At 72.1% G+C, this 22796-nt stretch carries 19 protein-coding genes; 12 read left to right on the plus strand and 7 right to left on the minus strand.

Features of this window, described 5'->3' with window-relative positions; translation table 11 throughout:
• Nucleotides 1-76 precede the first annotated feature (76 nt).
• From ACZ466_RS28555 to ACZ466_RS28565, 3 genes are read right to left on the minus strand one after another with little or no spacing between them, the layout of a single operon-like run.
• Nucleotides 77-1273: a DUF4350 domain-containing protein gene (locus ACZ466_RS28555; protein ID WP_378289511.1), complete on the minus strand. Its 1197-nt coding sequence runs from the start codon at nt 1271-1273 to the stop codon at nt 77-79.
• Entirely contained in the window at nt 1267-1947 is a 681-nt protein-coding gene (locus ACZ466_RS28560) for a DUF4129 domain-containing protein (protein ID WP_378289509.1), read from the minus strand. The genes ACZ466_RS28555 and ACZ466_RS28560 overlap by 7 nt, the downstream gene beginning before the upstream one ends.
• The gene (locus ACZ466_RS28565) at nt 1947-3131 is read right to left on the minus strand and encodes a hypothetical protein (protein ID WP_378289507.1); all 1185 of its coding nucleotides are present in this window, start codon (nt 3129-3131) and stop codon (nt 1947-1949) included. Before ACZ466_RS28565 ends, ACZ466_RS28560 begins: the two co-directional genes overlap by 1 nt.
• A 310-nt stretch (nt 3132-3441) precedes the next feature.
• On the opposite strand from ACZ466_RS28565, the gene mtrA reads away from it, so the two are divergent.
• The 8 genes from mtrA (at nt 3442) to ACZ466_RS28605 (ending at nt 13281) form a co-directional block, all read left to right on the plus strand.
• Nucleotides 3442-4119 (plus strand): MtrAB system response regulator MtrA, encoded by a 678-nt coding sequence (gene mtrA, locus ACZ466_RS28570; RefSeq protein WP_021598338.1) that lies wholly within the window; start codon nt 3442-3444, stop codon nt 4117-4119.
• A gap of 31 nt (nt 4120-4150) precedes the next feature.
• Nucleotides 4151-5776, plus strand: a complete 1626-nt coding sequence (mtrB, locus tag ACZ466_RS28575) for an MtrAB system histidine kinase MtrB (RefSeq protein WP_378289505.1) — start codon at nt 4151-4153, stop codon at nt 5774-5776.
• Nucleotides 5773-7542 carry an LpqB family beta-propeller domain-containing protein gene (locus ACZ466_RS28580; protein WP_378289503.1) on the plus strand — a complete coding sequence of 590 codons (1770 nt, stop codon included), beginning with the start codon at nt 5773-5775 and terminating at the stop codon, nt 7540-7542. The genes mtrB and ACZ466_RS28580 overlap by 4 nt, the downstream gene beginning before the upstream one ends.
• Nucleotides 7543-7916: 374 nt before the next feature.
• Nucleotides 7917-8390 (plus strand): ComF family protein, encoded by a 474-nt coding sequence (locus tag ACZ466_RS28585; protein ID WP_378289501.1) that lies wholly within the window; start codon nt 7917-7919, stop codon nt 8388-8390.
• A gap of 944 nt (nt 8391-9334) precedes the next feature.
• Entirely contained in the window at nt 9335-10024 is a 690-nt protein-coding gene (gene hpf / locus ACZ466_RS28590; protein WP_378289499.1) for a ribosome hibernation-promoting factor, HPF/YfiA family, read from the plus strand.
• Nucleotides 10025-10263: 239 nt separating this feature from the next.
• Nucleotides 10264-11010: a response regulator gene (locus ACZ466_RS28595; RefSeq protein WP_464041728.1), complete on the plus strand. Its 747-nt coding sequence runs from the start codon at nt 10264-10266 to the stop codon at nt 11008-11010.
• Between the two features lie 34 nt (nt 11011-11044).
• Nucleotides 11045-11857, plus strand: a complete 813-nt coding sequence (locus ACZ466_RS28600; protein ID WP_378289495.1) for a maleylpyruvate isomerase family mycothiol-dependent enzyme — start codon at nt 11045-11047, stop codon at nt 11855-11857.
• Between the two features lie 233 nt (nt 11858-12090).
• Entirely contained in the window at nt 12091-13281 is a 1191-nt protein-coding gene (locus ACZ466_RS28605; protein ID WP_378289493.1) for a winged helix-turn-helix domain-containing protein, read from the plus strand.
• Between the two features lie 37 nt (nt 13282-13318).
• On the opposite strand, the gene ACZ466_RS28610 is transcribed toward ACZ466_RS28605, so the two are convergent.
• Nucleotides 13319-13669, minus strand: a complete 351-nt coding sequence (locus ACZ466_RS28610) for an HGxxPAAW family protein (protein WP_378289491.1) — start codon at nt 13667-13669, stop codon at nt 13319-13321.
• 185 nt (nt 13670-13854) lie between these two features.
• Here ACZ466_RS28610 and secA point away from each other — a divergent pair, with 185 nt between their 5' ends.
• Nucleotides 13855-16806 (plus strand): preprotein translocase subunit SecA, encoded by a 2952-nt coding sequence (secA, locus tag ACZ466_RS28615; protein WP_378289489.1) that lies wholly within the window; start codon nt 13855-13857, stop codon nt 16804-16806.
• Nucleotides 16807-16969: 163 nt separating this feature from the next.
• Here the strand turns inward: secA and ACZ466_RS28620 are convergent, their stop codons facing one another.
• From ACZ466_RS28620 to ACZ466_RS28630, 3 genes are all read right to left on the minus strand, one after another.
• Nucleotides 16970-17485, minus strand: coding sequence for an Rv3235 family protein (locus ACZ466_RS28620; protein WP_378289487.1), 516 nt, complete (start codon nt 17483-17485; stop codon nt 16970-16972).
• A gap of 193 nt (nt 17486-17678) precedes the next feature.
• On the minus strand, nt 17679-19064 hold the full coding sequence (locus tag ACZ466_RS28625; protein ID WP_378289485.1) for a PTS transporter subunit EIIC: 1386 nt from the start codon (nt 19062-19064) through the stop codon (nt 17679-17681).
• Between the two features lie 60 nt (nt 19065-19124).
• A complete protein-coding gene (locus ACZ466_RS28630; RefSeq protein ID WP_378289483.1) occupies nt 19125-19865 on the minus strand; it encodes a GntR family transcriptional regulator in 741 nt (246 codons plus the stop codon).
• A gap of 387 nt (nt 19866-20252) precedes the next feature.
• Here ACZ466_RS28630 and nagA point away from each other — a divergent pair, with 387 nt between their 5' ends.
• From nagA to ACZ466_RS28645, 3 genes are read left to right on the plus strand one after another with little or no spacing between them, the layout of a single operon-like run.
• Nucleotides 20253-21419, plus strand: a complete 1167-nt coding sequence (gene nagA, locus ACZ466_RS28635) for an N-acetylglucosamine-6-phosphate deacetylase (protein ID WP_378289481.1) — start codon at nt 20253-20255, stop codon at nt 21417-21419.
• Nucleotides 21416-22474 (plus strand): SIS domain-containing protein, encoded by a 1059-nt coding sequence (locus ACZ466_RS28640; RefSeq protein WP_378289479.1) that lies wholly within the window; start codon nt 21416-21418, stop codon nt 22472-22474. The genes nagA and ACZ466_RS28640 overlap by 4 nt, the downstream gene beginning before the upstream one ends.
• A complete protein-coding gene (locus ACZ466_RS28645; protein ID WP_378289536.1) occupies nt 22471-22770 on the plus strand; it encodes a glucose PTS transporter subunit EIIB in 300 nt (99 codons plus the stop codon). Before ACZ466_RS28640 ends, ACZ466_RS28645 begins: the two co-directional genes overlap by 4 nt.
• Nucleotides 22771-22796: the final 26 nt, after the last annotated feature.

The following is a 22796-nucleotide window of genomic DNA, read 5'->3' on the forward strand; positions in this document are numbered from 1 at the left end:
GGGTCGGCGGCCGCGCCGGGCGGGAGCGTGTCGGACGGCGCCGCGCCGCCGTCCTTGTCGAGTCCGACTGGGTGGTTCACGAGTGGCGTACCTGCCTTTCCAGGTCGTCGAGGAGGTCGGTGAGCCCGACGAGTTGGCCGTCGTCCGCCGGTTCAGGACCGTACAGGGCCACGCCGACCATCGCCTCGTCGTAGCCGGTGCGCTGCGCGACGGCGGCGACGATCTCCCGCGCGGACGCGGGGTCCTCGGCGGCGCTGCGGGGCAGCCCGAGCAGCGGGACGAGCCGCTGCCGGGCCCCGGAGCGCAGCGCGTCGGCGGCGCGGCCACGGGCGCGGTGGGCCCGGTAGAGGCGGGCCCGGCCCTCCACGGTCTCGGCGGAGCGGACGACGACCGGCAGCGTCTCGGCCACCACCGGTCCCAGCCGCCGGGACCGCCACAGGGCGACCAGCACGACGGCGATGAGCAGTTGCAGGATGAACAGCTTGACCCCGAACGGGAGCAGGTCGGTGACCGTCTCCTCCTCGCTGCCGCTGCCCGGCGCGGGCTGGTCGGGGATCAGCCAGACGACCGAGGTGCGGGCGCCCGCCAGGTTCATGCCCAGCGCGGCGTTGCCCTCCTCGTCGAGCATGTCGTTGGTGAGCGGCTCGGGCGAGCCGAGCACGGTGACCGTGCGGTCGCCGGTCCGTGTCTGGACGAGCCGGTACAGCCCGTCGGCCTCGTAGCAGCCGGTGCCGCCGGGCGGGAGCGCGTAGGTGTCGGAGCGGTCGAACAGGACCCGCCCGGCCAGCGTCGCCTCCCGCAGGGCGCAGTCGGGGGTGCCGATCGACTCGAAGCTGCTGCCGGCGCGCTCGACGCCGGGCGCCAGGCCCTCCAGGACGTCCCGGGTCGGCTCCACCAGCAGCAGGTCGCCCCGGACGGCGCGCAGCCGCTGGACGTCGGCGCCGGTGAGCCGTTCCGGCCGGGTGATCACCAGGACGGTGCCGAGGCCGGCGTTGCGGGCGGCGTCCTCGGCCCGCCGGGACACGTGCACCGGCGTGCCGCGCTGCTTGAGGATCTCGGCGAGCGCCCGGGTGCCGTCCGGGCTGGGCGACTCGGGGTCCTGGTCCTGGGCGGTGCCGGACGGGCGCAGCGCGGCCAGCCCGATCGCCACCACGACCAGCGCCAGCAGGGCCAGGAGCACGCCCCGCGAGGCGCGCCAGCGGTGCGCGGCGACCTGGCCCGCGGAGGGGGTGCCGCCGGGCGGTGCCTCCGGCGGCCGCGTCGCGGTCACCATCGCAGGCCCCCGTCCTCGGCCCCGGCGCCGGCCAGGGCCGCGTCCTCGTCCTCGTCGAGCGGGCGGGGCCTGGTGGCGCGCACGCGGTCGTCCAGTGCCTTCATCTGGGCGTACTCCTCGGCGCTGCCGGGCCGGTCGCCGTACCAGACGTCGTCGAAGATCCGCACGCCGCCGCGCAGGTGGCCGGCCAGCTCGGGCAGCGCCTCGCCCGCCTCCGCGGCCAGCTCGTCGGCGGTGCGGCCCGGCTCCGGCGCCAGCACGGCGCGCTCCTCCAGGTCGCGGGCGATGGCGCGGAGCCGTTCCCGGATCGCGTTGGGCCAGTCGCCGGCCGCCGCGAACTCCTCGGCGGCGGCCCGGTGGTCCCTGGCGGTGGTCGGCTTCTCCTCCAGCAGCGCCTCGCGGCGGGAGCGGACGTTCCCGCGCCCCCACATCAGCCAGACGACCAGCGCGATCGCGGCCGCCACCAGGAGCAGGATCACCACCAGCGACACCCAGCCGCCGTCGTTGCCGTGCGCGGTGGGGTCGGCGGACCGGTTGAACAGGTCGCGCAGCCAGTCGCCCACCCGGTCCAGGACCCGTTCCAGCCAGGACGGCCGGTCACGGTGGTAGATCGGTTTCTCCAGCTCGCGGCGGGCCATCTCCTGGGCCTCGTCGCGGCCGATCGGGTCGAGCATCAGGACAACGCCCCCGATCCGTACCGCTGGAGCCCGTACGGGGTGGCCGCGTGCTCCGCGAGGTCGGGACGCCAGTGCTCGAAGAACCCCTCGTCCTCCACACCGCCTCCGTCATGGGACGCGCCCTCCGCGGGCGCCCGGCCGTTCGCCCGCCGCCGCTCGTGCGCGCGCGTGCGCAGCTCAAGGTCGAGGCCCTCGCGGCGCATCCGCCGGTCGAAGTACAGCAGCGCGATCACGCCCGCGTCGAACGGCAGCACCACCGACCAGCTCACGATGCGCCCCACCGTGTCCACCGCCATGGCCAGCAGCGCCTGCGATTCGCCCGCGCCCCCGCCGCCGAAGAAGAGCAGCTCCACCAGCAGGAACGGGATCCGCAGCGCGAAGAACCCCATGAACACGGTCACCAGGATCGCCAGCAGCAGCGTCCCGAACGTGCGCCACCAGCGGCCCTTCGACAGCGTCCAGGCCCTGCGCAGCGCCCCGCCGACGCTCTCCCGCTCCATCACCACGGCGGGCGCCGCCAGCACCAGCAGCACGTACAGCCACACCATCAGCGCCGCGCCGAGCGGGAACCCCGCCAGCGCCGCCAGCACGCCCAGCGCCGGATGCGCGTCCACCGCCACGAACAGCGCGAACGGCAGCACCGGCAGCGCCATGCCGAGCAGCGGCACCAGCGTGACCGCCGCGCCGACCGCGACCAGCCGCCCCAGCCTGGGCCGCAGGTCGCGCCAGGCCCCGCGCAGCGTGACGGGCATCCCGAACAGCCCGCGCCCCAGCACCGGCCCCAGCAGCCCGGCCAGCAGCACGATCCCGAACGCCGACAGCACCAGCCCGAAGATCCCCAGCGTGAACTGGGTTCCGATGGAGCGCACCACCCAGCCCGGCGACACCTCGTCCCGCGCCGTCCGCCCCACGAAGAAGAACGCCGCCAGCGACCCCGCCACCTGGATCACCGTGGTGATCGCGACCGAGGGGCCGAGGACGGCCCGCGGGTAGAGGCGGACGCAGGCGACCGCGCCGTCCAGCATCTCCGAGATCGACAGCGGCCGGAACGGGATCTCGCCCCCCAGCGCCACCCCGCCGCCCCCGGCGCCGGGCACCTCCTCGGACGGCACGGCGCCCTCGTTCCCGGCCGCGCCGCCGCCCGGGACGGCACGCTCGTCCCAACCGTCCGGTGTCGGCATGTCTGCTCCCCGTGCGATGACTCGTCAGGTCATCCTGTCACGGGCGAGCTGCCGCGATTGCCCGTACCGGCCCGGACGCGCGGCGGGCCCGGCCCGCCGATCGAGGTCAAACCGGGAAACGCGGCGCCGCTCGTTGTTTACAATCCGGCCTTTGGACGGTCCGAGCCGGACCCGTCCCGGCCGGGCGGGCGTCACCGGCCCGTCCAGGAAGGGTCATGTACGAGGCAAACGCGGGTAACCTGGCACGCCAAGGTGTGTCTTCCCCTTCCTGCACACTCCACCGCACCCCGACTTTGTGACGATGAGGGCCATGAGAGGACGCGTACTGGTCGTCGACGACGACCTCGCTCTCGCCGAGATGCTGGGCATCGTGCTGAGGGGCGAGGGTTTCGAGCCGTCGTTCGTCCACGACGGCGACAAGGCGCTCGAGGCGTTCCGGGAGACCCGGCCCGACCTCGTGCTGCTCGACCTGATGCTGCCCGGCGCCGACGGCATCGACGTGTGCCGCCAGATCCGCGCCGAGTCCGGCGTCCCGATCGTGATGCTCACCGCCAAGAGCGACACGGTGGACGTGGTGCTCGGCCTGGAGTCCGGCGCCGACGACTACATCGTCAAGCCGTTCAAGCCCAAGGAGCTGGTGGCCCGGGTGCGCGCCCGGCTGCGCCGCACCGACGAGCCCGCCCCCGAGACGCTGCAGATCGGCGACATCACCATCGACGTCGCCGGGCACTCGGTCAAGCGCGGCGACCGGCACATCCCGCTGACCCCGCTGGAGTTCGACCTGCTGGTCGCCCTGGCCCGCAAGCCGCGCCAGGTGTTCACCCGCGAGGTGCTGCTGGAGCAGGTCTGGGGCTACCGGCACGCCGCCGACACCCGCCTGGTCAACGTGCACGTCCAGCGGCTCCGGGCCAAGATCGAGAAGGATCCGGAACGGCCCGAGATCGTCGTGACCGTACGCGGCGTCGGCTACAAGGCCGGCCCCGCCTGACCCTCCCTCCGGAACGGAGCAGCTCCCCGCGATGAACAGGCTGAAGCGGCTCGTTCGTCGCGGGCTCGGCAGCGTGCGCCGGGTGGTCCGCGGCGCGGTCCGGCGTGCCTACACGCGCTGGCGCCGCTCCATCCAGGTCCGGGTGGTCACCTCCACGCTGTTCATCTCCGCGATCGTGGTGGCGATCCTCGGGCTGTTCCTCATGCAGCAGATCACCACCGCCCTGATGGACGGCAAGATCAAGCAGGCGCTGCTCCAGCTCGACGAGGGCCTCGGCGCCGTCCAGCGCGACCTCGGCACCCCCTCCGACGACTCCGGGGGGCGGCTGGAGAGCGTGGTGAACGGGCTGAAGGCCCGCAGCGGCCCGTCCGGGCTGTACGAGGTCTACATCCGCGACGTGCGCGAGCCGTACTTCGACGGGTTCGCCACCAACGAGCTGCGCGAGGAGAGCGTCCCGCAGCGGCTGCGCGACGAGCTGAGCAAGGGCCCCTCCGGCGCCCGCGACCACACCTTCGGCAAGCTGTCCTACATCGGCCGCGGCTCCGAGCCCGGCCTGATCGTCGGCGGCAAGGCGGGCCAGTTCGAGGTGTACTACCTGTTCCCCCTCGCCGAGGAGCAGCGCACCCTCACCTGGGTGGGCCGGTCGCTGACCGGGGTCGGCGCGGTGCTGGTGCTGCTGCTGGCCGCGATCGCGTCCCTGGTCACCCGGCAGGTCGTGATCCCGGTGCGGCTGGCCGCGCAGGGCGCCCAGCGGCTGGCGGCGGGGCGGCTGGAGGAGCGGATGCGGGTCCGGGGCGAGGACGACCTCGCCCGGCTGGCGAGATCGTTCAACGACATGGCCGCCAACCTCCAGGAGAAGATCGGCGAACTGGAGGACCTGTCGCAGGTGCAGCGGCAGTTCGTCTCGGACGTCTCGCACGAGCTGCGCACACCGCTGACGACCATCCGGATCGCCGCGGACATGCTCTACGAGTACCGCGACACCTTCTCCGATCCCGCGGTCGGCCGCTCCGCCGAGCTGCTGCAGAGCCAGCTCGAACGGTTCGAGTCCCTGCTCGGCGACCTGCTGGAGATCAGTCGGCACGACGCCGGCGCGGCCACCCTGGACGCCGAGTCCCTGGACATGCGCGACCTGGTGCTGCGCGCCGTCGGCGACATCCAGGGGCTGGCCGAGCGCAAGGGCAGCAAGGTGGTGTTCCAGCTGCCCGGAGAGCCGTGCATGGCCGAGGTCGACCGCCGCCGGGTGGAGCGGATCCTGCGGAACCTCCTGGTCAACGCCGTCGAGCACGGCGAGGGCGAGGACATCGTGGTGACCGTCGCCGCCGACCGCGACGCGGTCGCGGTGGCCGTCCGCGACCACGGCGTCGGCCTCAAGCCCGGCGAGGGCCAGATGGTCTTCGACCGGTTCTGGCGCGCCGACCCCGCCCGCGCCCGCACCACCGGAGGCACCGGGCTCGGGTTGTCGATCTCCCGCGAGGACGCCCAGCTGCACGGCGGCTGGCTCCAGGCGTGGGGCGAGCCAGGGGAGGGCTCCCAGTTCCGGCTCTCGCTGCCGCGGGTGGCGGGCGCGGAACTGCGCGGCTCCCCGCTGCCGCTCGTACCGCCGGGCGCGGGCAGCCCCCGCCCCCTGTTCGCGGAGCTGGAGGCGGGAGATTGATCCGGACCTTCCGGCATGTCGTGGCGCTGGCCGCGGTGGCCTCGCTCCTCGCCGGGTGCGCCGGCGTGCCGAGCGGCGGCCGCGTCGTCTCGGGGAAACGCGCGGAGGGCGCCGACCAGGTCGACGACCCCTATGTCCGGCTGATCCCGGTGCGGCCGCGTCCCGAATGGGGGCCGCGGCAGATCGTGTCGGGCTTCCTGGCCGCCTCCGCCAGCTTCGACGACGACCACGCGGTGGCCCGCGCGTACATGTCCGGGCCGGGGCTGTGGCGGCCGGACGACCGTCCCGCCGTGACCGTCCTGCAGGACCGGCAGGACCCCGACATCGTCAAGGAGACCGCCACCGGCGCCACCGTGCGGGTGCGCGGGCAGCAGCTCGGCACCATCGACCCCGGCGGCCAGTACACCGCCGACCCCAAGACCGTCGAGGTGACGTTCCAGGTCGGCCGCACCGCGCACGGCCTGTGGCGGATCACCGGCCTGCCGGCCGAGGTGGAGAACGGGCTGCTGCTGACCAAGGGTGACGTCGACCGCTCGTTCCGCACCGTGAACCTGTTCTTCTTCGCCCCCGACCAGCGCACCCTCGTCCCGAACGGGATCTTCCTGCCCCTGGTGAACCGCCGCGACCTGGCCGCCCACCTGGTCGGGGCGCTGCTGAACGGCCCCACCTCCTGGCTCGACCCGGCGGTCGAGAGCGCGTTCCCCCGCGGCAGCCGGCTGCGCGGCCGCGGCGTCACCGTCAGCAAGGACGTCGCCACCGTCGACCTCACCGGCGAGGCCCGCGGCGGCAACGTGGAGCGGATGTCGGCGCAGCTCAGCTGGACGTTCCGGCAGCTGTCGGAGATCAAGCAGTGGCGGTTGCAGATCGAGGGTGAGACGGTCGCGCCGGAGGGCGCGAGCGGCACCCAGTCCGTCCGCTCCTGGCAGGTCAACGACCCCGACGGCACCGCCGCCGACCAGACCGCCTACGTGATCGGCGCCGCCGGCCATCTCAGCCAGCTCCTGCAGGACCAGCCGCAGCCGGTCGCCACCGGCACGGGCGGCCGCCTGGTCCGTCCCGCCGTCGCCCCCGACTACGTCGAGGTCGCCGGGCTGAGCCCGCGCGGCGACCAGGTGCTGGTCGGCGACCTGGTCGCGGGCGCGGCGAACATCCGCACCCTGCTCCGCCCGTCCGGCGCGGGCTCCCGCTTCACCCCGCCGTCCTGGGACCGCCACGGCCGGCTGTGGACGGTCGAGTCGTCCGGCGACAAGTCCTGGCTCTGGGTACGCGAACGCCGCGGCCAGGCTCCGGCGCGGGTGGCGCATTGGGGACTCGGCGGGCGGCAGGTCCTGGCCTTCCGTGTCTCCCGCGACGGCGTACGGGCCGCCGCGATCGTGCACGTGGACGGCCGCGCGCAGGTCCAGATCGGCCGGATCGTCCACGAGGGCGGCACCGACGTGGGCTCGTTCCTCCCGGTCAGCTCCGAACTGGGCGGCGCCATCGACCTGGCCTGGCGCGACTACGGCACGCTGGCGGTGCTGGGCCGCAAGAACCTCGACTCGCAGGTGCTGGCCTACCTCGTCCCGGTGAGCGGCGGCGCGATCAGCACGCTGGGCGGTGGCGCGCTCGGAATGCCCCTGTCGATCGCCGCCGCCCCGGACGAGCCCGTCCTGATCGGCACCCGTTCGTCCCACGTCAAGCAGGTATGCCGCCAGCGCACCCCGCGCGAACAGTTCAGCGAGTGGGTCTGCAACATCCCCGCCGCCGACCCCACCTACCCCCGCTAACCCCACCCACCCGCCCCGAACCTCACCCCCCGCTCGCTGGAGCCCGCCCGCCGCCGGTAAAGCCCGCCCGACCTGCTGAAACATCGGACCTTCGAGACCCGAGGACGCCGGTTATCCACAATTCCCGCACCCTCTGGCCCCCTCCGCGACACGCCCGGCATCGTGGAGGCATGAATTTTTTCGCCGACCTCCTCGATCTGGTCCTGCCGCAGGCGTGCGCGGGCTGCGAACGGCCGTCGGTGCTCTTATGCGCGACCTGCCTGGCCTTCCTGGTGGCGGCCCCAGCCCGTCCAGCCTGGCCTGAGGCGGTCCCTGCGGGCCTGCCGCGCCCGTGGGCGGTCGCGTCATACGCGGGGCCCGTACGAGCCGTCATCGTGGCTCACAAGGAGCGGGCCCGCACGTCCCTGGCCGTCCCGTTGGGCAGGGCATTGGCCAGATCCGTCCGGAGCGCGGTGTCCCTGTCGGAGCCGCTGGTCGTCGTCCCGGTCCCGTCGTCCCGCCGCTCCGTCCGGTTACGCGGTCACGACCCGACCCGGCGCATGGCCGAGGTCGCCGTCAGAGAGCTGCAGAATGCCGGGGCGCCCGTCACGCTCCTCCAGGCGCTCCGGCACCGCCGGAAGGTCGCCGACCAGGCGTCCCTGCCCGCGTCCCGGCGAGCGTCCAATCTGGCGGGCGCTCTGGAGCCCTTACCCGGCCTCCCCTTGGCAGGCCGCGCCGTGGTGCTCGCCGACGACGTGATCACCACCGGCTCCACACTCGTCGAGGCAGCCCGCGCCCTGCGCACCTCCGGCGCGCAGGTCTTGGCCGCCGCCGCCGTAGCCGCAACCCCCAGACACCACCCCACCTGACGAGACACCGCCCCACCTGGGGGGACACCACCTTGCCACCCGACCGAGCCACCGCCCCGACCATCCGCGAAGCCGCCCGGCCGGGCGCTGGCGAGGACGGCGTCAGAGGCAGCGTGCCGGTCGTTGGCGCGGACGGCGCGTCAGAGGGGTGCTGGAAGGCGGCTACACCAGTGAGTCGGCTGGGCGCCGGCATGGATGGGCTCGAAGGGGGGATGTGACAAGAGTGACATGAGGGGTAAACGGGTCATTGGTGAGAATATGCCAACGAACAAGGTTGTGAGGTGGATAGTTACCTAACGTAGCTGGGATGCCCGGCCTGACGGGGCTTGTCCGTGGATGCGGGCCCGTCGAGCGTCTTGGCAGACCCGGTGGGCGGTACAGGTTCGCCGAACTAACCCGCTGGTCAGGTGGTTATGACCTGCGTCGGGAGGAGGTGCTCCCATGCGCTGCGGTCACGTGGATTCACTGCTCGTGAGCGGGCCCCCCGGGGCCGGACGCGGTGTGGAAGGCCTTCCCGATAACGGTCCGTGAGTATTTCCTCGCCCCACCCCCCTGACATTCGAGGCGTAAGGGGTTAGCGTTCCTGACATGGCACCCGCCCGGGTCCGTGGTTGCGTCGGATCGCAGTGCTCGTCGAGAGCACGGCAGGCGGTCCGGCAAGCCGATGCCAGGCGCAGGCGAAACGGCCCACGTAAGGCGACTTCTCGTCGACCGATCACGGTGCGCCTTAGAGGTGAGTCCTGCCCCGGCGGGGGATCCGACATCCCCCGCACAGGGAGAAGGGCAGTAGTGGCGAGAGCGCCGCGAGCCCCTCAGCAGGCGGATGTGGGGACGAAGACCAGGTCGGCCGGGCGGGTGCGACCCCATCGGGTCGCGGTGTTCGTTCCGCGCGCCAACGGCGGCGGGACGGGTGGACAACGCAATCGGGAGAAGGGGGTTCTCGCGTGGACATCATCGTGAGGGGCCGTCACACCGACGTCAACGACAGGTTCCGGCGTCACGTCGACACGAAACTGGCCAAGATCGAACGACTCGCCACCAAGGTCAGGCGCGTGGACGTGGAGGTGTCGCAGGAACGCAATCCGCGCCTCGCCGACCAGCGGGAGCGGGTGGAGCTGACCATTCGCTCACGCGGCCCGGTGATCCGGGCCGAGGCGGCGGCCGACGACCGTTACGGAGCCCTCGATCTGGCGCTGGACAAGCTGGAGTCCAGGCTGCGCCGGGAGAGCGACCGCAGGAAGGTGCACCACGGCAGCCGGGCCCCGGCCAAGCTCGCCATGATGGAGGCGCTCCCCGACACCACCGCCGACGCCGTACCGGCACCGCAGCAGTCGCCGAAGAACTCCGCGAAGGCGGCGGCCGCCCCCGAGGAGGCCGAGGCCGACGCCTACGAGGCGGTCGACTCGGCGATGGACGAGCAGCTCGTCCCGATCCCCATGGAGGGCGAAGGCCCCCTCATCGTCCGCGAGAAGTTCCACGAAGCCGAGCAGATGGGCATCGAACAGGCCCTTTTCGAGATGGAATTGGTCGGTCACGACTTTTTCCTCTTCCGGGACAAGGCCACAGGGCACCCCTCCGTCGTATACAGGAGGAGAGGCTGGGACTACGGCGTCATCCGCCTTGTCGAAGAGTGATGTGGCACATGCGCCACGTCACCGCCAAGAGCGTGCCATGATCTAGAAAGGCGTAACTCGAAGCAAGCCGCGGACGCGGTGGTCCGGGGGCGAGGGGTCGTGTGCCGAGTGCGCGCCCGCGGAGCGGGCCCTCGGCGGGCGATCCCGCCCCGGACCCGCCCGCCCGCGCACCCCTCCGCACGACCCGAGACCACCGAAACCGAAGGGGGGAAGCGGCGTACCTCCACGCCGCGACTCAGGTGAGCGAGAATCCCCAGGCTCGCGGCGCCGCAGCGGTGCCCCGTCAGGCCGCCGCCGGCGACACCAAGGCCGGCGAGGGCACCGACCCCATCCGCGTCCTCATCGTGGACGACCACGCGCTGTTCCGCCGCGGCCTGGAGATGGTCCTGCAGGGCGAGGACGACATCGAGGTCATCGGCGAGGGCGGGGACGGTCACGAGGCCGTCGAGATGGCCGGCGACCTGCTGCCCGACGTCGTCCTCATGGACATCCGGATGCCGCGCCGCAGCGGCATCGAGGCCTGCACCGCCATCAAGGACGCGGCGCCCAGCGCCAAGATCGTGATGCTGACGATCAGCGACGAGGAGGAGGACCTCTTCGAGGCCATCAAGGCCGGCGCCAGCGGCTACCTGCTCAAGGAGATCTCCATCGACGAGGTCCCGCAGGCGGTGCGCGCCGTGCACGGCGGCCAGTCGCTGATCAGCCCCTCGATGGCGTCCAAACTGATCACCGAGTTCGCCGCGCTCGCCAAGCGCAGCGAGGAGCGCACCCAGCAGGTCCCCGCGCCCCGCCTCACCGACCGGGAGATGGAGGTGCTCCGGCTGGTCGCCCGCGGCCTGGGCAACCGGGAGATCGCGCGCGAGCTGTTCATCTCCGAGAACACCGTGAAGAACCACGTCCGCAACATCCTGGAGAAGCTGCAGCTGCACTCCCGGATGGAGGCCGTGGTCTACGCGGTCCGGGAGAAGCTCCTCGAGATCACCTGAGGGGAACCTCCCATGACGACCACCGGGCGGGGCCGTGGATGAGACACCGGCGGCGCTCAGGGCCGGAATCCTCGGCGCCGCCTTCCGGCGAAGGCCCCCGGTGGGCCCTCTTCCCGGGCACATCGCGCCGTACGCGGCCCAGGTCTCCACCTTGGACGTCCTGCTGGCCGAGCTCGACGGGCCCGACTGGTCGGCCGTGGTCATCTACGACTGGAACGTGCAAGACGTGGTGGCGCACCTCATGGCCACCGACCGCCTCCTGGCCGACCAGCTCAGCGGCGAGCGCCCGCCCGAGTCGGACGTCGACGCCCGTACCGCCGCCGCGATCACCTCCGAGCGCGCGCACAGCCCCGAGGAGACCCGCACCGCCTGGCGCCGGCACGCCCGCGACCTCTGCACCCGCCTGACCGGCCCCGGCACCCCTGACAAGGTCTGGATCCGCCAGCCGCTACGCCTGGAGAACGCCGTGGTCGCCCGCGCGTTCGAGACCTGGGTCCACGCCACGGACATCGCCGCCGCCGTCCGGCGAAGCCTGCCCGTCCCCTTGCCCGACCACCTGCACGCCATCGCCGACCTGGGCGTCCGCTCCCTCCCCGCCGCCCTCGCCGCCCGCGGGATCGAGACCACGGGGACGGCGCGCGTCCTACTCGAAGGCCCGGGCGGCGGCGACTGGCTCGTCCCGCTCGGAGACGACCACCCGCGAACAACGCTTCGCTTGGACGTCCTGGACTTCTGCATGCTGGCCGCCGACCGCCGCACCCCCGCCGAGGTGGACGCCGCCATAGAGGGCGACCCGACCCTCGCCCACCACCTCCTGGCAGCAGCCCCCGCCTTCGCAGGCCCCTGAAAACCGGACACGCACCCGCCCTCGGCGGCACGCCACGGCTCACTTAGCCGCCTCCGCACTCTGGCGCCCCCCACTGGACCCTTTGCGCCGACGGGCACTCCCGCCGACCAAGCCGAGCCAGCACCCACTTCGACAAGCACTCATGTTCAGTTCGCCCTGCCGCTCCGCGTGGCGGGTGGGTGAGGGCAACCGGCAATGTTGGTTTGTCGGTGTTGTGCTTTAGCATCGCGGGCGTGGACGAGATCGAGCTGACGGCGGACGAGGTGCGGCGGCTTCAGTTGCGGGCGCAGGGGTTGCTCGGGCAGGGGTTCCGGCGCGGTGGCGGGGTCAAGGGGCTGCTGGGCGGGCTTGGGGCCGTGCAGCTCGACACGATCTCCGTGCTGGCGCGCTCGCACGAGCTGGTGCCCTACGCGCGGCTCGGCCCGGTCGGGCGGGACGCGGTGGAGGCGGCCTACTGGGGCGACGGGACGGGTTTCGAGTACTGGGCGCACGCCGCGTCGGTGCTGCCGATGGAGGACTGGCCGCTGTTCGCCTTCCGGCGCAGGGCGTACCGGCGGCGGGGGTGGCGCTGGCACAAGGTTCCCGAGGGCGTGACCGGCGACATCCTCAAGCGGCTCCGGGTGGACGGCCCGCTCACCACCAAGGAGCTCGGCGGGGCGAAGGCGGGCGGCGACTGGTGGCAGTGGAGCGACCAGAAGATCGCGATCGAGTGGCTGCTGGACATCGGCGAGGTGGTGTGCGTCCGCAGGGTCGGGTGGCGGCGCGTGTACGACCTGGCCGAGCGGGCCGTCCCGGCGCGGCTCCTCGAGCGGGAGCCCGACGACGCGGAGTGCCTGACGCGGCTGGTGGAGCGGACGGGGCGGGCGCTGGGCGTGGGGTCGCGCGCGGATCTGGCGGACTACTACCGGATCAAGGCCGACCAGGTCGAGCAGGTCGTGGAGGCCGCGGGGCTCGTCCCGGTGCGGGTCGAGGGGTGGAAGAACGGGGCGTGGGCCGACCCGGAGGCGCTGGGGGCGCCGGTGCGGGGGCGGCACGCGACGACGCTGCTGTCGCCGTTCGACTCCCTGGTGTGGGATCGGGCCCGGACGTCGCGGGTGTTCGGGTTCGATCACCGGCTGGAGGCGTACGTGCCCAAGGCGAAGCGGGTCCACGGGTACTTCGTGATGCCGCTCCTGGCCGGTGGAAGGTTGATCGGACGGGTCGACCCGGGCCGCGAGGGCCGCACGCTCGTCGCCAGGCAGGTGTCGTTCGAGCCGTGGGCGACCAGGACGGCCGCTCGTGCGGAGGCGTCGGTGGCGGCGCTGCGCACGGCGTTGCGGCAGGCCGCGTCCTGGGTCGGCTGCGATGACGTGCGTGTCGAGCGGATTCACCCGGTTGAGGCGGGTACGGCCCTGTCGGCGCTGGGGCTCGACACGCCCGGGTAGGGGAGAACGCCCCCGGCTTTGCGGCCGGGGGCGGGGTTCAGCCGTGGGGGTGGGTCTGGGGGTCGGTGGCGCTGGGCTTGTCCAGGGTCTCTCCGGCGGCGCCGCCGCGGCGCTTGGTGGTGCGGCCGCCGAAGACGGAGTAGTCGACGATCTCCGGGATGACGCGGGGGGCGTCCACCACCACGTCGGAGAAGATGTGGACCGCTCCGCCCACGATGAAGCCGACGACGACGATCGCGACCCCGGCCCAGAACATGATCCAGGACGGGCCGACGCACAGTGCCACGCCGCCGACGATGAAGCCGGCGACCATGATGCCGACCGCGATCCACGAGCTGGGGCGGCCCGCGTGCGAGCCGTGGTGGTCGTCGTGCGTTTTCTCGGTCATGCTCACGCTCCCTCGGATCTGCACCGACAGATCTTCCTCCGACCCGCCGGGTCAAACGGGACGCGCTGTGGATTGCGTCGCGACGTGACCTAGACCATTCTGGGTCTCGCCTACGATGGGCATCGTACGTGTGGTGTGCGTACCGCCGGGAGCGGTGACCCACGATCTGCAAGGAGCCTCCGAGAGTGCCGCCAGTCATCGATAAGATCCTTCGTGCGGGCGAAGGAAAAATCCTGCGCAAGCTCAAGAAGCTCGCGGATCAGGTCAACTCGATCGAGGACGACTACCTCGAGATGAGCGACGCCGAGTTGCGCGAGCAGACCGAGAAGTTCCGGGAAGAGTTCGCCGAGGAGGTGGCGAAGCTCACCGACAAGGGCAAGTCCGAGAAGGACGCCGAGAAGGAAGTCCTGGACGAGCTCCTGCCCTACGCCTTCGCGACCGCCCGTGAGGCCGCCCGCCGCGTACTGGGCCAGCGCCACTACGACGTGCAGGTCATGGGCGGCGCCGCGCTGCACCTGGGGAACATCGCCGAGATGAAGACCGGTGAGGGCAAGACCCTCACCTGCGTGCTCCCGGCGTACCTCAACGCGCTGGCCGGCAAGGGCGTGCACGTGGTCACGGTGAACGACTACCTGGCCAAGCGCGACGCCGAGTGGATGGGCCGCATCCACCAGTTCCTGGGCCTCGAGGTCGGTGTCATCCTCCCGCAGATGACTCCGGACGAGCGCCGGGTGGCCTACAACTGCGACATCACCTACGGCACGAACAACGAGTTCGGGTTCGACTACCTGCGCGACAACATGGCGTGGAGCCTGGAGGAGCTCGTCCAGCGCGAGCACTACTACGCCGTCGTCGACGAGGTCGACTCCATCCTGATCGACGAGGCCCGGACCCCGCTGATCATCTCCGGGCCGGCCGAGCAGAACTCCAAGTGGTACGGCGAGTTCTCCAAGATCGTGCCGCGGCTGAAGCGGGCCGAGCTGGTCAGCACCGCCGGGCAGGTCGACCAGTACGGCCCCGGCGACTACGAGGTGAACGAGAAGAAGCGCACGGTCGGCATCACCGAGTCCGGCGTGGAGAAGGTCGAGGACTGGCTCGGCATCGACAACCTCTACGACTCGGTGAACACGCCGCTGGTCAGCTTCCTGAACAACGCGCTGAAGGCCAAGGAGCTGTACAAGCGCGACAAGGACTACGTCGTCATGAACGGCGAGGTCCTGATCGTGGACGAGTTCACCGGCCGCATCCTGCACGGCCGGCGTTACAACGAGGGCATGCACCAGGCCATCGAGGCCAAGGAGGGCGTGCCCATCAAGGACGAGAACCAGACGCTCGCCACGATCACCCTGCAGAACTACTTCCGGCTGTACGGCAAGCTCAGCGGGATGACCGGTACCGCCCAGACCGAGGCGGCCGAGTTCAACAAGACCTACAAGATCGGGGTCGTGCCGATCCCGACGAACAGGCCGATGGTCCGCGACGACGTCGCGGACGTGGTCTACAAGACCGAGCAGGCCAAGTTCGAGGCGTGCGTCGACGACATCGCCGAGCGGCACGAGAAGGGCCAGCCGGTCCTGGTCGGCACCACGTCGGTGGAGAAGTCGGAGCGGCTGAGCAAGATGCTCAAGCGGCGCGGCGTCCCGCACCAGGTGCTGAACGCCAAGCACCACGAGCAGGAGTCGGCGATCGTCGCGGAGGCGGGCCGCAAGGGCGCGGTCACCGTGGCGACGAACATGGCCGGCCGCGGCACCGACATCATGCTCGGCGGCAACCCCGACTTCCGCGCCGACCTGGAGCTGCACCAGCGCGGGCTGTCGCCGCTGGAGACTCCGGAGGAGTACGAGGCGGCCTGGCCGGAGTCGCTGGAGAAGGCCAAGGAGGCCGTGAAGGGCGAGCACGAGGAGGTCGTCGAGGCGGGCGGCCTGTACGTGCTGGGCACCGAGCGGCACGAGTCGCGGCGGATCGACAACCAGCTGCGCGGTCGTTCCGGCCGGCAGGGCGACCCGGGCGAATCCCGGTTCTACCTGTCGCTGGAGGACGACCTGATGCGGCTCTTCAACTCCGCCCGGGTCGAGTCGATCATGACGCGGCTGAACATCCCGGACGACGTCCCGATCGAGTCCAAGATCGTCTCGAATGCGATCCGCTCGGCGCAGAGCCAGGTCGAGCAGCAGAACTTCGAGATGCGCAAGAACGTTCTGAAGTACGACGAGGTGCTGAACCGGCAGCGCGTGGTCATCTACGCCGAGCGCCGCAAGGTGCTGGAGGGCGCCGACCTCCACGAGCAGGTCCGCAACATGATCGACGAGGTCGTGGACGGCTACGTGGCGGGCGCCACCGGCGAGGGCTTCGCCGAGGAATGGGACCTGGACAAGCTCTGGAAGGCGTTCAAGCAGCTCTACCCCATCTCGGTGGCGGTGGACGACCTGGTCGAGGAGGTCGGCGGGGAGATCTCCGGGCTGGACGCCGAGACGCTGGCGGAGAAGATCCGCGAGGACGCGCAGGCGTCGTACGACAAGCGCGAGGAGGAGCTCGGCGCGGAGGTCATGCGCGAGCTGGAGCGGCGCGTGGTGCTGTCGGTGCTCGACCGCAAGTGGCGCGAGCACCTGTACGAGATGGACTACCTGCAGGAGGGCATCGGCCTGCGGGCCATGGCGCAGCGCGACCCGCTGGTGGAGTACCAGCGCGAGGGCTACGACATGTTCAACGCCATGCTCGACGGCATCAAGGAGGAGTCGGTCGGCTACCTCTTCAACCTCGAGGTGGAGGTGGAGGAGCAGCCGGAGTCCCCGGTGGTCGGCACCAAGGTCATCGAGGTCTCCACGACCGCCCCGGCGAAGGCGCCCGCGGACGAGGACGAGGACGAGGAGGTGTCGCTCGCCAAGGGCGAGAAGGACACCGTGCCCTCCGACGAGGAGGAGACCGAGGCCCCCGTCATCCGCGCCAAGGGGCTCGACAAGCCGAAGCGGGCGAAGAAGCTGGAGTACTCCGCGCCGACCGTCGACGGTGAGGGCGGCGTCGAGCACCACAGCGAGGACGCTCCGGACGAGTACGCCGGTGTCTCCCGGAACGACCCGTGCCCGTGCGGTTCGGGCAAGAAGTTCAAGCGCTGCCACGGCGACCCCCGCAACAAGTAGGGGCGTTCGGCAGGCCGCCCCGGTGTGAAGCGGGGGCGTGAGGACGGAAAGGCGGCGGCCTTCCGGGATGCATATCCCGGGAGGCCGCCGTCGCTTTCCCTGATGGCCGCTTCTTCACGGCCGTCTCTTAACCTGGGGCGTCGCTTTCTTTCTGACTGCCGGTTTATGGCCGTTGTATTGCTGTGGTCTCTATGGCGGTGCACCGCCAGCGGCCGCGGTGGTGGTCCAGGCGTAGCGCGAGTGCGTGGGTGCGGCCGTTCAGGACGACCACCGCCGCGATTTCCAGCACCCCTGGCGTCGGCTCCTGGAGCAGTGTCCGGGCGATGCGCGGAGGCGTGATCGGCCCGCGCCGCCGTGCGGCCAGGGCCTGCCACACGTCCGGGACGGCGCGCTCGGCGAGGTGGCGCGGCGGTCGGGTGCCGGCCAGGACTTCCAGGACGAGCCGCACGATGGCCGCCGCCTCCTCCTCGTGGGACGGGCGGCGGTCGTCGTCGCCGACCAGGGAGAGGTGCGGTCTTCGCGGTGCCTCGGGCGGCGCCTGCCGTGCCAGAGCCAGGGAGCCGTCCGTGGCGGGCGCGCCACCGTCCTGGACGATGCGCACGACGGTGAGCCGCCGGGCGGCCGGGCTGGACGTGCCGGGACGGAGTTCGGCTCGGGAACGGTGACGGCGGTCGGGCATGAAGGCGCCTCCTGGCGGTGAGGAATCGCTCACCAGAGCGCAAGGCGGGGAGGCCGATACCGGCTGGCCGTATCCGGTCATCCGCGCACGGAGAACGGCGGCGGGCGTTGTGTGGGGACGCCCGCCGCCGTTCCGGAGCGGGCCCTCCCGAAAGTGTGGGAGGAAGGAGGGCCCGCTTTTGGGGGAAGGTCCGTCAGGTGGTGTCCTCCGCGGCCGGCCTGGCCTCGGTGCCGCCCTTCGGGCGCTTGTCCGTCTTTCCGGCGCCGGCCAGTTCCGGTGACGCGCCGGGATCGGCGGCCACCGACTCCTCGCCCTCGGGTTCCCGTCCCGGGGTGGCGAAGTCGAACTTCTCGATGAGGAACTTGAAGATCACGTAGTAGAGCACGAAGTAGATCACTCCGAGCCCCACGATCAGCGGCAGTCCCTTGGTGTTGTCCTTGGTCATGTTGAGCAGGAAGTCGATGCCGCCCGCGGAGAAGCTGAAGCCGAGCTGGGCTCCGGCGGCCTCCAGCAGCGCCATCGAGATGCCGGTCAGCACGACGTGCACCGCGTACAGGACCGGGGCGACGAACATGAACGCGAACTCGATCGGCTCGGTGACGCCGGTGACGAACGCGGTGAGCGCGGCGGAGATCATGATGCCGCCGACCGCGGGCCGCCGGTGCGCGGGCGCCGCCCGCCAGATGGCCAGGGCCGCGCCGGGCAGGCCGAACATCAGCACCGGGAAGAATCCGGCGAGGAAGCCGCCCGCGTCGGGGTCGCCGGCCAGGTAGCGGTTGATCTCGCCGTGCACCACGCCGTCGGGGCCCTGGTAGTCGCCGAACACGAACCAGATCAGCGAGTTGGGGATGTGGTGCAGGCCGAACGGCAGCAGCAGCCGGTTGACCACTCCGTAGATGCCGGCGCCGGCCGCGCCCGCGCCGGTGAGCCAGTTGCCGAAGTCGGTCAGCCAGGCGCCGAGGACCGGCCAGAGGAACCCGATGACGACGCCCAGGCCGAGCGCGGCGACCGCGGTGATGATCGGCACGAACCGGCGGCCGCCGAAGAAGGCCAGCCAGGTGGGCAGCTTGATCCGGTAGAACCGCTGGTAGAGCAGCGCGGCCAGGACGCCGATGAGGATGCCGCCCAGCACGTCGGTGGGGTTCTTGGCGCCCCAGTCGATCACTTCGGTCGGCGCCCCGTCGACGACCTTGGTGATGAGGACCTTGCCCTTGAGCTCGTCGCTGTAGGAGAACATCACCTTCGACACCCGGTCGAAGACGAGGTAGCCGACCACGGCGGCGAGCGCGGTGGAGCCGTCGGCCTTGCGCGCGAACCCGATGGCCACGCCGACCGCGAACAGCAGCGGTAGCGCGGCGAACAGCGCGTCGCCGGCGTTGCCGACGACGTTGGCGACCTCGTTCCAGCCGAGCCCGTCCTTGCCGAGCATGTCGGCCTGGCCCAGCCGGAGCAGCAGGGCGGCGGCCGGCAGCACGGCGATCGGCAGCATGAGGCTGCGCCCGATGCGCTGCAGCACGGCGAGGGCGCTCGACCCTCGGCGTGGCGCAGCGCTCCCGTCCACTGCGGTTGTCGAACTCATCAGGGGTTCCTCCAATACCGGGGTTCTTCCTGGGGGTTCCGAACCGGTCGGCGTCTGGGGCTAGGTGCGCTTGGGCGGGTTTCCGAGGGCCGTGTGGACCTGGTAGCGGTCGGCCCGGTAGGTCGACACGCCCAGTTCGGCGCAGACACCTCCGGAGTAGGAGCGGCGTTGCAGGAGCAGCACGGCGCTGCCCCGGGAGATCTGCAGGTGCCTGGCCTCGGCGGCGTCGGCCAGCCCGGCGTCGATGGTCTGGTCGCCGGCGTCGAAGACCAGTCCGTAGACCGCCTCCAGGACCCCGTACAGGGAGCGGTCGGCCAGCCTGCGGTCGAGCAGGTCGGGGGCCAGGGAGGCGAGGATGTGCGAACGTTCCAGCGCCATCGGCTCGCCGTCGGCGGTGCGCAGCCGTTCGATGACGTGGACGGGGGTGCCCGGCTCGACCTCGAAGATGCGGGCGAGCCTGGCGTCGGCGGGGACGGTGCGGCGGTCGAGGTCGACCGCGCCCGGCCGCAGCCCGCGGGCCAGCATGTCCTCGGTGAACGAGACGAGCCGCAGCGGCATCTCGATCTTGGGCCTGGCCACGAAGGTGCCCTTGCCCGGGACGCGGTAGAGCCGTCCCTCCGAGACGAGCTGGTCGACGCCCTGCCGCACGGTCATCCGGGACAGCCCGTAGCGGCCGCACAGCTCGCGCTCGGAGGGGATCGGAGCGTCGACGGGCAGCTCCGAGCCCTCGATCATGTCGAGCAGGATGGCCCGGAGCTGGAAGTACTTGGGCACCGGGCTGTGCGGGTCGATGGTCGTCACGGGCTTCCTCGTGGCCGGGCCGATGAGTGGAGTTACCGGTTCGCCGTCTTCGCCTTGTTAGTGCTGGTCTAGGCCGGACTAGACCACAGCCCTCGAAGCCCTGTCAATGCACGAAAGGATAACGGCCGGATCGCGTCACGGGCCCGCCAAGATCGGAGAATTCGCAGGTCACAGCCGGTCGGCGGAAGGCGGGCCGGACGTCGGGCGGCCGGGCCCCCCGGGCGCCGCCCCGGGCCGGTGCCGGTCCGGACGCGACGCCGAGCTGTTACGTCGCGCTATCTGTCGCTCCATCTCTTTCGTGGAGTATGGTGCGTACTGGTCTAGTCCGGACTAGACCAGTACCTGACCAGTCGGCCGCCGGCGCGGCGGGACAGAGAGTGCGCACGCATGGCATCACTCCTCATCACCGCGAGCAGTTTGATCACTTCTCCCGGGGACGGCGGTCCCACCCGCGTCCTGTCCCCGGGATACGTCCGCGTGGAGAACGGAGTGATCACCGAGGTCGGCGAGGGACGCCCCGCGGGCGCGCCCGCGGTCGACCTGGAGGGCGGGCTGCTGGCCCCCGGCCTGGTCGACCTGCAGGTGAACGGGTTCTACGGGCACGACCTGGTGGACGCCGACGAGACCGGCTGGCACACGGTCGTCCGGCGGCTGCCCGAGACCGGCGTCACCGCGTTCCTGCCCACGTTCATCACCGCGCCCGTCGAGATCCAGGCCGCCGCGCTGCGCCGCGCCCGCGACCTGCTGCCCGGCCTGCCCAAGGACGGCACCCGCGTGCTGGGCGTCCATCTGGAGGGGCCGTTCCTGTCGGCCGAGCGCAAGGGCGCGCACAACGCCGACTGGCTCACCGACCCCACCCCCGAGGCCGTCGCGACGCTGCTGGAGACCGGGCTGGTCAGGCTGGTCACGCTCGCCCCCGAACGGGACGGCGCGCCGGCGGCGATCCGCACCCTGGCCGCCGCGGGCGTGCTGGTCAGCGTGGGCCACAGCGACGCCACCGCCGACCAGGTCGCGGCCGCCGCCGACGCCGGGGCCCGCAAGGTCACCCACATCTTCAACGCGCAGTCCGGCGTCCACCACCGCGACCCGGGCGTGGCCGTGCAGGCGCTCATCGACGACCGGCTGAGCCCCGGTCTCATCGTCGACCTGCACCACGTGGCGGCGCCCGTCTGCCGGATGGTGTTCCGGGCCGCGGCCGGACGGACCGTGCTGGTCACCGACGCCGCGGCGTCCGCCGGGATGCCGCCCGGCACCTACGAGCTCGGCGGCGAGCCGATCACGATGCCCGCCGAGGGCCCGCCGCTGCGCGCCGACGGCACCATCGCCGGCTCCGGGCTGCGGCTGGACGAGGCGGTCGCCAACGCGGTCGCGATCGGCGTCGACCCGGTCACCGCGGTCGACGCCGCCACCCGCGTCCCGGCCGACCTGATCGGCCGGACCGACCTGGGCCGCATCGCCCCCGGCGCGGCGGCCGACCTGGTGTGGCTGGGGCCCGACCACCGGGCGCATGCCACCTGGATCGCCGGGGAGAGAGTCTTCGGAGGGGCATCATGACCACGACCGGCCCGACCCGGATGCGCACCGAGATCGGGCAGCAGCCCGAGGCGCTGCGCCGCACGATCGACGGCCTCCTGCCGCGGCGGCCGGAGATCGCGGCGCTGGCGCGCGAGTCGCGGCAGGTGCTGTTCATCGCGCGGGGCTCGTCCGACAACGCCGCCGTGTACGGCCGCTACCTGGTGGAGTCGCACGCCGGGCGGCTGGGCACGCTGGCGGCGCCGTCCATCGCGACCGCCTACGGCCGCAGGCTGGACCTGTCGGGGGTGCTGGCGGTGGCGATCAGCCAGTCCGGCAAGACCGAGGAGATCGTGGAGACGCTGGACTGGGCGGCCGGCTGCGGCGCCCGGACCGTGGCGATCACCAACGGCGCGAGCTCGCCGCTGGCCGAGGCCGCCGAGGTCGCGCTGGTCACCGACGCGGGCGAGGAGCTGGCCGTCCCGGCGACCAAGACCTACACCACCCAGCTCGCCGCGCTGGCGGTGCTCGGCCTCGGCCTCGGGCCCGGCGAGGGGGCGGACGCGGACGACCTGCGCCGCGTCCCGGACGAGGTGGGGCGGCTGATCGCGCTGACCGAGGCGTCCGAGGAGCTGCCCGCGATCGCCGCGGAGCTGGCCGAGGTGCAGGGCGCGGTCGTGTCGGGCCGCGGCATCGCGTTCGGCACCGCGCTGGAACTCGCCCTCAAGATCAAGGAAGCCTGCTACCTGCACGCGATGGGCCTGTCGTACGCCGACCTGCTGCACGGCCCGATCGCCGTCGTGGACGACCGGACCCCGGCGCTGCTGGTGGCGGCCGAGTCCGGCCCGACCCTGCAGGGCACGATCGCGCTGGCGCACCGGGTCCGCGGGGCGGGCGCCCGCGCGTACGGTGTGGGGGGTGGACGGGGGCTCGCCGAGGCGTGCTCGCGGTCGCTGCCGGGTCCGTCCCTGCCCGAGTGGGTCGCCCCGCTCGGGCTGATCGTGCCGGGGCAGATCCTGGTGGAACGGCTGGCCCGCGAGCTCGGCGTCGACCCCGACGTCCCGCGCGGCCTCAACAAGGTGACCCAGACCGACTGACCGTCCGGAACCCCCGCCTCCGCCGTGGGGCCCCGATCCGCGCAAGAGAAAACGGAGTGAACATGGACAAGGCCGAGGCGATCCTCGCGGCGCTGGGCGGCGCCGACAACATCGTCGAGATCGAGCCCTGCGCCACCCGGCTGCGCACCGAGGTCGCGGACGCCGCCAAGGTCGACGACGCGGCGCTGAAGGCGGCCGGGGCGTTCGGCGTGATGCGCAGCGGCCGGGTCGTGCAGGTGGTGGTGGGCCCCGAGGCCGACACCATCGCCAGCGACATCGAGGACATCCTGGACTGACCCCCCGACCGAAGGAGTCCGGAGCA

It is taken from the genome of Actinomadura rugatobispora, assembly GCF_055379765.1.

Excerpts from the sequence above, each read along its gene's own strand:
- ACZ466_RS28555 (WP_378289511.1), bottom strand. The coding sequence starts at position 1,273 with ATGGTGACCGCGACGCGGCCGCCGGAGGCACCGCCCGGCGGCACCCCC.
- ACZ466_RS28560 (WP_378289509.1), bottom strand. The coding sequence starts at position 1,947 with ATGCTCGACCCGATCGGCCGCGACGAGGCCCAGGAGATGGCCCGCCGC.
- ACZ466_RS28565 (WP_378289507.1), bottom strand. The coding sequence starts at position 3,131 with ATGCCGACACCGGACGGTTGGGACGAGCGTGCCGTCCCGGGCGGCGGC.
- mtrA (WP_021598338.1), top strand. The coding sequence starts at position 3,442 with ATGAGAGGACGCGTACTGGTCGTCGACGACGACCTCGCTCTCGCCGAG.
- mtrB (WP_378289505.1), top strand. The coding sequence starts at position 4,151 with ATGAACAGGCTGAAGCGGCTCGTTCGTCGCGGGCTCGGCAGCGTGCGC.
- ACZ466_RS28610 (WP_378289491.1), bottom strand. The coding sequence starts at position 13,669 with ATGACCGAGAAAACGCACGACGACCACCACGGCTCGCACGCGGGCCGC.
- ACZ466_RS28620 (WP_378289487.1), bottom strand. The coding sequence starts at position 17,485 with ATGCCCGACCGCCGTCACCGTTCCCGAGCCGAACTCCGTCCCGGCACG.
- ACZ466_RS28625 (WP_378289485.1), bottom strand. The coding sequence starts at position 19,064 with ATGAGTTCGACAACCGCAGTGGACGGGAGCGCTGCGCCACGCCGAGGG.
- nagA (WP_378289481.1), top strand. The coding sequence starts at position 20,253 with ATGGCATCACTCCTCATCACCGCGAGCAGTTTGATCACTTCTCCCGGG.
- ACZ466_RS28640 (WP_378289479.1), top strand. The coding sequence starts at position 21,416 with ATGACCACGACCGGCCCGACCCGGATGCGCACCGAGATCGGGCAGCAG.